11 protein-coding genes and 1 pseudogene are annotated in these 13,031 nt (G+C 63.3%); all 12 read left to right on the top strand.

The window, feature by feature from the left end:
* Nucleotides 1-39 precede the first annotated feature (39 nt).
* On the top strand, nt 40-1,341 hold the full coding sequence (gene gltA / locus D769_RS21455; protein WP_008649364.1) for a citrate synthase: 1,302 nt from the start codon (nt 40-42) through the stop codon (nt 1,339-1,341).
* A gap of 665 nt (nt 1,342-2,006) precedes the next feature.
* Nucleotides 2,007-3,134, top strand: a complete 1,128-nt coding sequence (locus D769_RS21460; protein ID WP_008649366.1) for a branched-chain amino acid ABC transporter substrate-binding protein — start codon at nt 2,007-2,009, stop codon at nt 3,132-3,134.
* Nucleotides 3,135-3,274: 140 nt separating this feature from the next.
* A complete protein-coding gene (livH, locus tag D769_RS21465; RefSeq protein WP_008649368.1) occupies nt 3,275-4,201 on the top strand; it encodes a high-affinity branched-chain amino acid ABC transporter permease LivH in 927 nt (308 codons plus the stop codon).
* Nucleotides 4,202-4,213: 12 nt separating this feature from the next.
* On the top strand, nt 4,214-5,488 hold the full coding sequence (locus D769_RS21470) for a high-affinity branched-chain amino acid ABC transporter permease LivM (protein WP_008649370.1): 1,275 nt from the start codon (nt 4,214-4,216) through the stop codon (nt 5,486-5,488).
* The gene (livG, locus tag D769_RS21475) at nt 5,485-6,252 is read left to right on the top strand and encodes a high-affinity branched-chain amino acid ABC transporter ATP-binding protein LivG (protein ID WP_008649372.1); all 768 of its coding nucleotides are present in this window, start codon (nt 5,485-5,487) and stop codon (nt 6,250-6,252) included. The genes D769_RS21470 and livG overlap by 4 nt, the downstream gene beginning before the upstream one ends.
* On the top strand, nt 6,252-6,953 hold the full coding sequence (locus tag D769_RS21480) for an ABC transporter ATP-binding protein (protein WP_008649374.1): 702 nt from the start codon (nt 6,252-6,254) through the stop codon (nt 6,951-6,953). The genes livG and D769_RS21480 overlap by 1 nt, the downstream gene beginning before the upstream one ends.
* A 315-nt stretch (nt 6,954-7,268) precedes the next feature.
* On the top strand, nt 7,269-8,678 hold the full coding sequence (leuC, locus tag D769_RS21485) for a 3-isopropylmalate dehydratase large subunit (protein WP_008649375.1): 1,410 nt from the start codon (nt 7,269-7,271) through the stop codon (nt 8,676-8,678).
* Nucleotides 8,679-8,704: 26 nt separating this feature from the next.
* Entirely contained in the window at nt 8,705-8,839 is a 135-nt protein-coding gene (locus D769_RS21490; protein ID WP_008649378.1) for an entericidin A/B family lipoprotein, read from the top strand.
* A 9-nt stretch (nt 8,840-8,848) separates the two neighbouring features.
* Entirely contained in the window at nt 8,849-9,499 is a 651-nt protein-coding gene (gene leuD / locus D769_RS21495; RefSeq protein WP_008649387.1) for a 3-isopropylmalate dehydratase small subunit, read from the top strand.
* 27 nt (nt 9,500-9,526) lie between these two features.
* Nucleotides 9,527-10,594 (top strand): 3-isopropylmalate dehydrogenase, encoded by a 1,068-nt coding sequence (gene leuB / locus D769_RS21500; RefSeq protein ID WP_008649389.1) that lies wholly within the window; start codon nt 9,527-9,529, stop codon nt 10,592-10,594.
* Nucleotides 10,595-11,037: 443 nt separating this feature from the next.
* The gene (gene asd, locus D769_RS21505; protein WP_008649390.1) at nt 11,038-12,174 is read left to right on the top strand and encodes an aspartate-semialdehyde dehydrogenase; all 1,137 of its coding nucleotides are present in this window, start codon (nt 11,038-11,040) and stop codon (nt 12,172-12,174) included.
* A gap of 301 nt (nt 12,175-12,475) precedes the next feature.
* A pseudogene (locus D769_RS21510) lies at nt 12,476-13,031 on the top strand (pilus assembly protein FimV); the annotation flags it as partial.

Genomic DNA, 13,031 nt, shown 5'->3' on the forward strand with positions numbered 1-13,031 from the left:
TGGTCAACACTATTATTCACAGTATTTGAAGGAACCGACATGACGCCGTCCGATGTGAAAGCCACGCTATCGTTTTCCGATGGTTCCCCCAGCGTTGAGCTGCCGATCTACAAGGGCACCGTTGGCCCGGATGTGATCGACATTCGCAAGCTGTACGGACAAACCGGCAAGTTCACCTATGACCCGGGGTTCATGTCGACCGCTTCGTGCAACTCCAAGATCACCTATATCGATGGTGACAAGGGTGAACTGCTGTACCGTGGCTACCCGATCGAGCAACTGGCACAGAAGTGCGATCACCTCGAGACCTGCTACCTGCTGCTGAAGGGCGAGCTGCCCAACGCCAAGCAGAAGGAAGAGTTCGTGAACTCGGTGATGAACCACACGATGGTCCACGAGCAGCTCCAGTTCTTCCTGCGCGGCTTCCGCCGTGACGCGCACCCGATGGCCGTCCTGACGGGCCTAGTTGGCGCGATGAGCGCGTTCTACCACGACGCGATGGACATCGATGATCCGCATCAGCGCGAGATCTCGGCCATCCGCCTGATCGCCAAGATGCCGACCCTGGTCGCCATGGCGTACAAGTACACCATGGGTCAGCCGTACATCTACCCGCAGAACGACCTGTCCTACTCGGGCAACTTCATGCGCATGATGTTCGCCACGCCGTGCGCCCCGTACACCGTGAATCCGGTGCTCGAGCGCGCGCTGGACCGCATCTTCATCCTGCACGCCGACCACGAGCAGAACGCGTCGACCTCGACCGTGCGTCTGGCAGGTTCGTCGGGCACGAACCCGTTCGCAGCCATCGCCGCTGGCGTGGCCTGCCTGTGGGGTCCGGCTCACGGCGGCGCGAACGAAGCCGCGCTGAAGATGCTGGAAGAAATCGGCAGCGTCGACAACATCGGCGAGTTCATCAAGCAGGTCAAGGACAAGAACTCGGGCGTGCGCCTGATGGGCTTTGGCCACCGCGTGTACAAGAACTACGACCCGCGCGCCAAGCTGATGCGCGAGACCTGCTACGAAGTGCTGAACGAACTGGGCCTGCACAACGACCCGCTGTTCAAGCTGGCCATGGAGCTCGAGAAGATCGCGCTGGAAGACGAGTACTTCGTCAGCCGCAAGCTGTACCCGAACGTGGACTTCTACTCGGGTATCGTGCAGCGCGCGCTGGGCATCCCGACCTCGCTGTTCACCTGCATCTTCGCCCTGGCACGCACGCCGGGCTGGATCTCGCAGTGGGAAGAGATGATCACCGATCCGGAATACAAGATCGGTCGTCCGCGCCAGCTGTTCAACGGCGCCGCCGCACGCGAAGTGCCGGATCTGGCCAAGCGTTGATCTGGTTGCTGTCACGCAAGCTGAAGAACGCCCCGGTCCGCCGGGGCGTTTTTTTTGCCTTGCGTGTTGCGCTGCACCGCAGAGAGCGGGGCAGCGCGGCGGTCAAGCCTGAGGCTGGCGCCGATCATTGACTCGCGCGATCTCATGTCCTTGTAGGGGGGGCTAGCCCTGCGGTTGCCATAGGTGGCCCAATGCAACCGGCGCGCCACAGATGCCGCTGTGCACAATTGTTGTGAAATCAGCTTTTGGCGGCGAATCCTGCCGTCGGCGGGTTGCAACGGTCTTCATAAGTTGTCGGGTTTTCCCCAAATTCGAAGAACTTCACTCTATCTGGTTGCAACTTTCCCTTTATAATGCGGGCTGCTTTACCGACCGGCAGCCGGGCCACCCTTCCGGCCAGCCGTGTTGGAAAGCGGGGCAGGCGAAGCGCTTGCGCAATAGAGAACGCATCAACGTTGTCTTTCCGAACTTTTGGCGACCGTCGTCTGGCGGGCGCCGACACATGCCGGGCCCCGCACAAGCATCAACTCTTCACCGCAGGCCCGACTTCCGCTCTGGGCCGTACCGTTCGCCACGTCAGGCGGCGCATTCCCGCGGGTGTTGTTCGATTGCGCCGGTCATGCCGACTCTGCCCGGATGACCAATACATAATCGAGGAGCTCCTGATGACGTTGTCCCGTCTCACGTCCACTGCCATGGCCGCCGTGCTTGCCACTGCCGGCCTCGCTGCCTTTACTTCGGCCAACGCCGAAACCATCAAGATCGCCATTGCCGGCCCGATGAGCGGCTCGGTCGCCCAGTACGGCGACATGGTCAAGGCTGGTGCCCTGACCGCCATCGAACAGATCAATGCCGCCGGCGGCGCCAACGGCAACAAGTTCGAAGCCGTCATGATGGACGATGCTTGCGAACCGAAGCAGGCTGTGGCCGTGGCCAACAAGATCGTGAGCCAGGGCATCCACTACGTGATTGGTCACGTGTGCTCGGGTTCAACGATCCCGGCATCGGATATCTACGAAAACGAAGGCATCGTGATGGTCACGCCGTCGGCTACCGCGCCGCAGCTGACCGAAACGAAGAAGCGCAACTTCATCTTCCGTACGATCGGCCGTGACGACCAGCAAGGTCCGGCAGCCGCCCAGTACATCATCAACAAGGTCAAGCCGAAGAAGGTTGCCGTGCTGCACGACAAGCAGTCGTACGGCCAGGGCATCGCCAGCTCGGTGAAGAAGGATCTGGAAGCGGCCAAGATTCCCGTGGCGGTCTTCGAAGGCATCAACGCCGGTGATTCCGACTACTCCGCTGTCATCACCAAGCTGAAGTCGCAAGGCGTGGACTTCGTCTATTTCGGTGGCTACCACCCGGAAATGGGCCTGCTGCTGCGCCAGGCGCGTGAGCAGGGCGTCAAGGCGACCTTCATGGGTCCCGAGGGCGTTGGCAACAAGGACGTGACCGCCATCGCCGGCCCGGCTTCGGAAGGCATGCTGGTGACGCTGCCCGCCGACTTCTCGGCCGATCCGGCCAATGCGGCCCTGGTGAAGGCTTTCGCCGACAAGAAGCGTGACCCGAACGGTCCGTTCCAGATGCCCGCGTACGCCGCCGTGAAGATCATTGGCGATGCCATCACGGGCGCCAAGAGCACGGACCCGACGAAGGTTGCCGCTTACATGCACAAGAACGCGTTCAACACGCCGATCGGCAAGGTTGAATATGACGCGAAGGGCGACCTGAAGTCGTTCAAGTTCGTCGTCTACACGTGGCACAAGGACGCCACGAAGACCGCCGCCAACTAAATCCCGGCGCCATTCTGGCGAGACGCCCCGCTCCCGACCCGGCGAGCGGGGCGTTTTGGTATCGGTTCGATGTTGATGGATCGCCACATGACGGCGGTCAACTCCCCGCATCGGGCTTCCCGATCCACAAGGTCCCTCGCATGAACGAATTTCTTCCACAGTTCACTCAGCAGCTGGTCAACGGCCTGACGCTGGGTGCGATCTATGCGTTGATCGCCATCGGCTACACGATGGTCTACGGCATCATCGGCATGATCAACTTTGCCCACGGCGAGATCTACATGATCGGCGCGTACGTGGGTCTCGTGACGCTGACCGCCATTGGCGCGCAGGCGGGTTATCCGCTGCCGCTGGTGCTTGGCGCGGCACTGATCGTCTCCGTCGCCGTGACAGGCTGCTACGGCTATGCCGTCGAGCGCGTGGCGTATCGCCCCCTGCGTGGCGGGCCGCGCCTGGTGCCGTTGATCTCGGCTATCGGCATGTCGATCTTCCTGCAGAACTATGTCCAGATTGGGCAGGGCGCGCGCGACGTGTCGGTGCCCATCCTGATTTCTGGCGCGATCGAATTCCAGATGGGCAGCGACTTCACGGTGACCGTGCCGTATTCGCGGCTGCTCATCGTGGGCGTGACGCTGGTGCTGATGATCGTGCTGACGCTGTTCATTGGCCATTCCCGCATGGGCCGCGCCTGCCGCGCCTGCGCGGAAGACATGCGCATGGCTAACCTGCTCGGTATCGACACGAACCGCGTGATCTCCTTCACGTTCGTGCTCGGCGCGATGCTGGCCGCCGTGGGCGGCGTGCTGATTGGTCTGACGATCGGTAAGCTCAATCCATTCATTGGCTTCATCGCTGGCATCAAGGCCTTCACGGCGGCGGTGCTGGGCGGCATCGGCAGCATCCCGGGCGCCATGCTCGGCGGCGTGCTGCTGGGTCTGGCCGAAACCTTCGCCTCCGGCTACATGCCGGCCGAGTACAAGGACGTGGTGGCGTTCGGCCTGCTGGTCCTGGTGCTGCTCTTCCGTCCCACGGGCCTGCTCGGCAAGCCCGACGTGGAAAAGGTCTAAGGGGAGGACGACATGACTCAAGCGACTTCGATTTCGCGGGCGTCCGTCCCGCAAACGTCGGTCTCCGACACGCTGAAGAACGCGGTGACGGCCGCCGTGCTGACGGCCATCCTGACCGTGCCGCTGCTCGGGCTGCAACTGAAGCTCGACGGCTACAAGGTGGTGCTCGAGCCGCACTGGCGTCCGGTATGGATCGCCGTGGCCGTGGTGTTCATCTTCCAGTTGTTCAAGCCGATGCTGATGCGCGCGCGCGGCGCCGTGAAGTTGCCGGCGCTGCCCGCGATGGGCGCGCAGCGGCAACGCAGGGCGGTGTGGCTGCTGCTGGCCGTGGGGCTGGTGTTTCCGTTCCTCGGCTCACGCGGCGCGGTGGACGTGGCCACGCTGGCGCTGATCTACGTGATCCTGGGCCTGGGCCTGAACATCGTGGTGGGCTTTGCCGGTCTGCTCGACCTGGGCTACGTGGGTTTCTACGCCGTGGGTGGCTACACCTACGCGCTGCTGAACCAGTACTTCGGCCTGACGTTCTGGGAGTGCCTGCCGCTGGCCGCTGGTCTGGCCGCGACGTTCGGCTTCGTGCTCGGTTTCCCGGTGCTCCGGCTGCGTGGTGACTACCTGGCCATCGTGACGCTGGGCTTCGGCGAAATCATTCGCCTGCTGCTGAACAACCTGACCAGCCTGACCGGCGGTCCGGATGGCGTCTCGGGTATTCCGAAGCCGACCGTGTTCGGTATCGAACTGGCACGCAGCGCCAGCGTGGAAGGGGCGAAGACGTTCAATGACCTGATCGGTATTCCCTATACCGGCCAGCACATGGTGATCTTCCTGTACCTGCTCGGGCTGCTGCTGGTGGGCTTCACGCTGTTCGTGACCAGTCGTCTGATCCGGATGCCGATGGGCCGTGCCTGGGAGGCACTGCGCGAGGACGAGATCGCGTGCCGCTCGCTGGGCCTGAATCCCACGCGCATCAAGCTGTCTGCGTTCACGCTGGGTGCATCGTTCGCCGGTCTGGCCGGCGCGTTCTTCGCGGCGCGCCAGGGGTTGGTCAATCCGGAATCCTTCACGTTCATCGAGTCCGCGCTGATCCTGGCCGTGGTTGTGCTCGGCGGCATGGGTTCGCAGCTTGGCGTGATCCTGGCTGCCATCCTGCTGACCGTGCTGCCCGAGGTGGCGCGTGACTTCGCCGAGTACCGGATGCTGATTTTCGGTCTGGTGATGGTGCTGATGATGATGTGGCGTCCGCAGGGCCTGCTGCCCGCAAGCCGTCCCCACGTGGAGTTGCCGCGATGAGCGCAGAAATGCTGAAAGTATCCGGCCTGCAGATGCGCTTTGGCGGTCTGCTGGCCGTCGACGGCATCGAGTTCGATGTGCGTCGTGACGAGGTCTTCGCCATCATCGGCCCGAACGGCGCGGGCAAGACCACCGTGTTCAACTGCGTGGGCGGTTTCTACAAGCCCACGGCCGGCGAGATCATGCTCGACGGCCACTCGATCGCGCGTCTGCCGAGCCATCAGGTTGCACGCCGCGGTCTGGTGCGCACATTCCAGAACATTCGCCTGTTCAAGCAGCTGACCGTGGTGGAGAACCTCATGGTCGCGCAGCACCTGCAGGTGAAGGCAGGTTTGTTGCATGGGCTGCTGGCCACGCCAGCCTATCGCCACGCCGAGCGCGCGGCGCTGGGCCGTGCCGCCGAATGGCTGGAGCGCATGGGCCTGACCAGCGTGGCCAACCGCGAGGCGGGCACGTTGTCGTATGGCCATCAGCGCCGGCTCGAGATCGCACGCTGCATGATCACGAAGCCCCGCTTGCTGATGCTCGACGAACCGGCCGCGGGCCTGAATCCGCAGGAGAAGATCGAGCTGCAGCAGCTGATCGACAAGCTGCGTCGCGAGTTCAACATCTCGGTGCTGCTGATCGAGCACGACATGAGCCTGGTGATGGGCGTGTCCGATCGCATCCTGGTGATGGAGCACGGCAAGCCGATCATGGTTGGCAAGCCCGAGGAAGTGCGCAACGACCCGCGCGTGATCAAGGCCTATCTGGGAGAGGACTGATGCTGAAGCTGGAAAACGTCCATACCCACTACGGCGCGGTCGAGGCGCTGTCGGGTGTGTCGATCGAGGTCAACAAGGGCGAGATCGTCACGCTGATCGGTAGCAACGGGGCCGGCAAGACCACGCTGATGATGACGGTGTGCGGCACGCCGCGCGCGTCCAGCGGCCGGGTGTCGTTCGAGGGCCAGGACATCACGCGGCGCAACACGCACGAGATCATGCGCATGGGCATGGCCATCTCGCCGGAAGGCCGCCGTGTCTTCCCGAGCCTGACCGTGCTGGAGAACCTCAAGATGGGGGCGTTCTTCGCCAGCCGTCATGAGATCGACGAGGGCATCGAGCACGTGTTCAAGCTGTTCCCGCGTCTGAATCAGCGCGCTAGCCAGCGCGCTGGCACGATGTCGGGTGGTGAACAGCAGATGCTGGCGATCGGCCGCGCGCTGATGAGCAAGCCGCGCCTGCTGTTGCTGGACGAGCCGACGCTTGGCTTGGCCCCGCTGATCATCGCGCAGATCTTCGACATTATTCGCACGATTCGTGATGAGGGCGTCACCGTGTTCCTGGTCGAGCAGAACGCCAACAAGGCGCTGCAGGTGGCCGACCGGGGCTATGTGCTGGAAACCGGCAAGGTGGTGCTGGCCGATACCGGACAGAACCTGCTGGCCAACGACCGCATCCGCGCGGCGTATCTGGGCGGGTAAGGTGCTGGTTTCTCCCCTCTCTCGTCCGCGAGAGAGGGGAGGCGGGCTGGCCCACGTCAAAGGCCCCTTCGCCATCCGCGAAATCCCCCTTTCGCCAATGACCGCCGCCCGGGTGGTCTCTCCGACCCGCTGGCGGCCGGCCCACATGGCATAATCGATTGCGATGTCAAGCAATCCCCCGGCCTTGCCGGAATCGCAGCAAAATACCTGCTTGCCCGCGAAGGCATCCGGAAAACAATTCCCCTGCAAACCAATGCGCGGACCCGCGCCGCTGCTGCCCCGGATGGGCAGAGCGGACGGTTCGCCACTCGCATCATGGCCAAGACGCTCTACGACAAACTCTGGGATGACCACACCGTCCACGTCGAGGAAGACGGCACCACGCTGCTCTACATCGATCGCCACCTGCTTCACGAAGTGACCAGCCCGCAGGCGTTCGAAGGACTAAAGCTGGCGGAGCGTCCGGTCTGGCGCATCAGCGCCAACCTGGCCGTGTCGGATCACAACGTGCCGACCACCGACCGCTCGCAAGGTATCGCCGACCCGATCTCGAAGCTCCAGGTGGACACGCTCGACCTGAACTGCGATGCCTATGGCATCACCCAGTTCAAGATGAACGATCACCGCCAGGGCATCGTTCACGTGATCGGGCCGGAGCAGGGCGCCACGCTGCCCGGCATGACCGTGGTCTGCGGTGACTCGCACACCAGCACGCACGGCGCGTTCGGCGCGCTGGCCCACGGCATCGGCACGTCGGAAGTGGAGCATGTGCTGGCCACCCAGACGCTGCTGGGCAAGAAGGCCAAGAACATGCTGATCAAGGTGGAAGGCAAGCTGCCCCGCGGCTGCACCGCCAAGGACATCGTGCTGGCCGTCATCGGCAAGATCGGCACGGCGGGCGGCACGGGCTACACGATGGAGTTCGCCGGCTCGGCCATTCGCGACCTGACGATGGAAGGCCGCATGACCGTCTGCAACATGGCAATCGAAGCCGGCGCGCGTGCCGGCCTGGTGGCCGTGGACGATGTCACGCTCGAATACGTCAAGAACCGTCCATTCGCGCCGCAAGGCGTGGAGTGGGACCAGGCCGTGGCGTACTGGCGCACGCTGCATTCGGATGCCGGCGCCCACTTCGACAAGGTTGTGGAGCTGCGTGCCGAAGAAGTCCGTCCGCAGGTGACTTGGGGCACGTCGCCCGAAATGGTCATCAGCATCGAGGACCGCGTTCCGGATCCGGAGAAGGAAAAGGACTCGAACAAGCGCAACGCGATGGAGCGCGCGCTCGAGTACATGGGCCTGCAGCCGAATGTGCCGATGGAGTCGATCAACATCGACAAGGTGTTCATCGGGTCCTGCACCAACAGCCGCATCGAAGATATGCGTGCCGCCGCATGGGTCGTTCAGAAGCTGGGCCGCAAGGTCGCGTCGAACGTGAAGCTGGCGATGGTGGTGCCGGGTTCCGGTCTGGTGAAGGAACAGGCCGAGCGCGAAGGCCTGGACAAGATCTTCAAGGCTGCCGGCTTCGAATGGCGTGAGCCGGGGTGCTCGATGTGCCTGGCGATGAACGCTGACCGCCTGGATCCGGGCGAGCGCTGCGCGTCGACGTCGAATCGCAACTTCGAAGGCCGTCAGGGCGCCGGTGGCCGCACGCACCTGCTGAGCCCGGCGATGGCTGCCGCGGCTGCGATCGAGGGGCACTTCGTCGATATTCGCAAGCTCGGTTGAGCCGGCGCCGATCGGCATTGAGACATATGAAAAAGTTCGTGATCACGCTGCTGGCATGTCTGGGCATGCTGCAAATCGCCGGCTGCAACACCATGGCCGGCCTGGGCAAGGACACGCAGGCTGCGGGCCGTTCGCTCGAGAGCGCGGCGACGAAGAAGTAAGGACATCACATGGAAAAGTTCACCGTACACAGCGGCCTTGTGGCGCCGCTCGATCGTGAAAACGTCGATACCGACGCGATCATTCCGAAGCAGTTTCTGAAGTCGATCAAGCGCACGGGCTTTGGCCCGAACCTGTTCGACGAGTGGCGCTACAAGGACGTCGGCGAGCCGGGTCAGGACAACAGCAAGCGTCCGCTGAACCCGGACTTCGTGCTGAATCAGCCGCGTTACCAAGGGGCTTCGATCCTGCTGGCGCGCAACAACTTCGGTTGCGGTAGCTCGCGCGAGCACGCACCGTGGGCACTCACGCAATACGGCTTCCGTGCCGTCATTGCGCCGAGCTTCGCCGACATCTTCTTCAACAACTGCTACAAGAACGGCCTGCTGCCGGTGGTGCTGACGGACCTTCAGGTCGACCACCTGTTCAACGAGACCAACGCGTTCCCTGGCTACAAGCTGACGATCGATCTGGATCGCCAGGTGGTGGTCACGCCGGGCGGCGACAACTACTCGTTCGATATCGCCCCGTTCCGCAAGTACTGCATGTTGAACGGCTTCGACGACATTGGCCTGACGCTGCGTCACAAGGACAAGATCAAGGCATATGAGGCCGAGCGCCTCACGAAGATGCCGTGGCTGGGCAACCGCGTGGTTGGCTGAGGCAAGACAAACTACAGGATCAGAAAGATGAAGATTGCAGTTCTGCCGGGCGATGGCATTGGCCCCGAGATCGTTGCCGAAGCTGTCAAGGTGCTCAACGCACTGGACGAGAAGTTCGAGATGGAAACCGCGCCCGTTGGCGGCGCTGGCTACGAGGCCGAAGGCCATCCGCTGCCGGACAACACGCTGAAGCTGGCCAAGGAAGCCGACGCCATCCTGTTTGGCGCTGTGGGCGACTGGAAGTACGACAGCCTGGAGCGTCCGCTGCGTCCCGAGCAGGCCATTCTCGGCCTGCGCAAGCATCTGCAGCTGTTCGCCAACTTCCGTCCGGCCATCTGCTACCCGGAACTGACCGGTGCATCGAGCCTGAAGCCCGAACTGGTGGCCGGCCTGGATATCCTGATCGTGCGCGAACTGAACGGCGACATCTACTTCGGCCAGCCGCGCGGTGTGCGCGAGGCGCCGGATGGCCTGTTCAAGGGCGCCCGCGAAGGCTTCGACACGATGCGCTACAGCGAGCCGGAAGTCCGCCGCATCGCGCATGTGGCGTTCCAGGCCGCAGCCAAGCGTGGCAAGAAGCTGTGCAGCGTCGACAAGGCCAACGTGCTCGAGACTTTCCAGTTCTGGAAAGACATCGTGATCGACGTCAGCAAGGAGTACCCGGACGTCGAGCTGTCGCACATGTACGTGGACAACGCCGCGATGCAACTCGTCAAGGCACCGAAGAGCTTCGACGTGATCGTCACTGGCAACATGTTCGGTGACATCCTGTCCGACGAGGCCGCGATGCTGACCGGTTCGATCGGCATGCTGCCGTCGGCGTCGCTCGATGCCAACAACAAGGGTCTGTACGAGCCGTCGCACGGCTCGGCGCCTGACATCGCCGGCAAGGGCGTGGCGAATCCGCTGGCCACGATCCTCTCCGCCGCGATGATGCTGCGCTACTCGCTGAACCGCGCCGAACAGGCCGATCGCATCGAGAACGCCGTCAAGAAGGTGCTGGCCCAGGGCTATCGCACGGCCGACATCATCACGCCGGGCTGCAAGCAGGTTGGCACGCGCGAGATGGGCGAGGCGGTGCTGGCGGCACTGTAATAAGGCCAGGCGCCGAGTGGTTTGCTCCCCTTTCCCGCAAGGCGGGAGCGGGGCTGCGGGGGATGGCCGGGCGGTGCAAGATGCGAATTCGCAATTTGTTGCCGATTACCGTCTCCCCCGCCCCCTCTCCCGCGTGTGGGAGAGGGGGGAAAGCCCTTCAGCAGCTACAAAACACCCATTATTTCCCCTGCGGCGCTGTCGCAAATTCGTGTAGACTGTCCTGCTATGGCCCGATTCCACCAGTCCCTTCTGACTGCATTCGCTGCTCGTACCGCCAAGCGCGGCTCGATTGGCGTGGATTCGCTCGGCCTGACCACCACGACGATTAAAACGATTACCAAAACGATCCCCTAGATCGTTCGTCGTGCCTGCCCGTCTTCCCCGCGCAGCCACGCCGGGCGAGGAAAATGGCGGGGAAGTTCACATCACATCCGAGGTAAGTCATGATTGTAGGTCTCGTCGGTTGGCGAGGAATGGTCGGCAGCGTCCTGATGCAGCGCATGCAGGAAGAAGGTGATTTCGACCACTTCGAACCCATTTTCTTCAGCACGTCCAACGCGGGTGGCAAGGCTCCGGCCATGGCCAAGAATGAAACCACGCTGAAGGACGCGAATGACATCGAAGCGCTGAAGAAGTGCGACGTGGTGCTCACCGCCCAGGGCGGCGACTACACCAACGACGTCTTCCCGCGCCTGCGCGCAGCCGGCTGGAATGGCTACTGGATCGACGCCGCATCGTCGCTTCGCATGAAGGACGACGCGATCATCGTGCTCGATCCGGTGAACATGGGTGTGATCAAGGACGCGCTGAAGAAGGGCGTCAAGAATTTCATCGGTGGCAATTGCACCGTGAGCTGCATGCTGATGGGCCTGGGTGGCCTGTTCGAGCATGACCTGGTCGAGTGGATGACCTCGATGACGTACCAGGCTGCTTCCGGCGGTGGCGCCCAGCATATGCGCGAGCTGCTGACCCAGTTCGGCACGCTGAACGCCGCGGTCAAGCCGCTGCTGGACAATCCGGCCTCGGCCATCCTGGAGATCGACCGACAGATCCTGTCGACCCAGCACGGCCTGTCTGCCGACGAAACCAAGCAGTTCGGCGTGCCGCTGGCCGGGAACCTGATCCCCTGGATCGACAAGGACCTCGGTAACGGCGTGTCGCGCGAGGAATGGAAGGGCGGCGCCGAGACCAACAAGATTCTGGGTCGTGGCGAAGGCTTCCTGGGCGCCACCGGCGCCAGCCCGATCGCCGTGGATGGCCTGTGCGTGCGGATCGGCGCGATGCGCTGCCACTCGCAGGCGCTGACGATCAAGCTCCGCAAGGACGTGCCGCTGGACGAGATCGAAGGCATGCTGGCCGCCAACAACCAGTGGGCCAAGGTGGTGCCGAATACGCGTGAGGCCAGCATGAAGGACCTGACGCCGGCCGCCGTGACCGGCACGCTGACGATTCCGGTCGGTCGCCTGCGCAAGATGCAGATGGGCGGCGAATACCTCTCGGCGTTCACCGTTGGCGACCAGTTGCTCTGGGGCGCCGCCGAGCCGCTGCGCCGTATGCTGCGCATTCTGATCGAGGGTTGATTCCCGAAATTGCCTTGCCGCATCGTTGCAGCGAGGCAACAGAATCTGCTGCTTTGCCTGCAACGCCGCGCCACAGCGCGGCGTTGTTGCATCCGGGTGGCTATTTTCCCCGGGGTTGCGTCACAATACAGCCGGCATGAGCTAGGCCAACGGGGTCAGCGTCACCCTGCGTCCGGGATGCGAGGTGACGGGAAGTGATGTGCGTCCGGGCAGATATTCGATTGGAACCGGTACCGCGCTGCCTGCCATGCGTTTTGGGGTCGGGTTAACTTTTGCTACTAAAAACATAACGGAGCACGAGGTGAGTGTGAGCCTACATCGCCGGAAAGATGCGCCTAATGTCCGTCAGCGCTGGTCAACGCTGGCCGTCACGGCTCTCGGCCTGCTGCTTGTTCAGCCGGCCGCGTATGCCGCGGGGTTCGGGCAACTACGGGTACAGTCCAACCTGGGGCAGCCGCTCCAGGCCGAAATCGATATCACCGGCGTGTCGGCCGAGGAAGCGGGCAGTTTGGCTGTCAAGCTTGCCCCGCCGTCCGCCTATGCGCGTGCAGGGCTGACGTACCTGCCAGCCATCTCGAGCGTCAAGCTCGATGTGCAGCAGCGCCCGAACGGCAGCTATGTTGCGACCGTCCGCTCGAACCAGCCGCTCAGCGAGCCGTTCGTGGACATTCTGGTCGACATGAGCTGGTCCAGCGGCAAGGTCACGCGGGCATACACGTTCCTGCTGGATCCGGCCGGCGCCAAGCCGTCCAACCAGACTTTCTCCCCGACCACGGTGGTGCAGGCGGCCACGCCTGATGCAACACCGGCTCCGGCTCCAGCGCCAGCCCGGGCGGCGCCCGCGCAGGCACCGGTCG

The organism is Cupriavidus sp. HMR-1 (genome assembly GCF_000319775.1).
GTDB classification, from domain to species: Bacteria; Pseudomonadota; Gammaproteobacteria; order Burkholderiales; family Burkholderiaceae; genus Cupriavidus; species Cupriavidus metallidurans.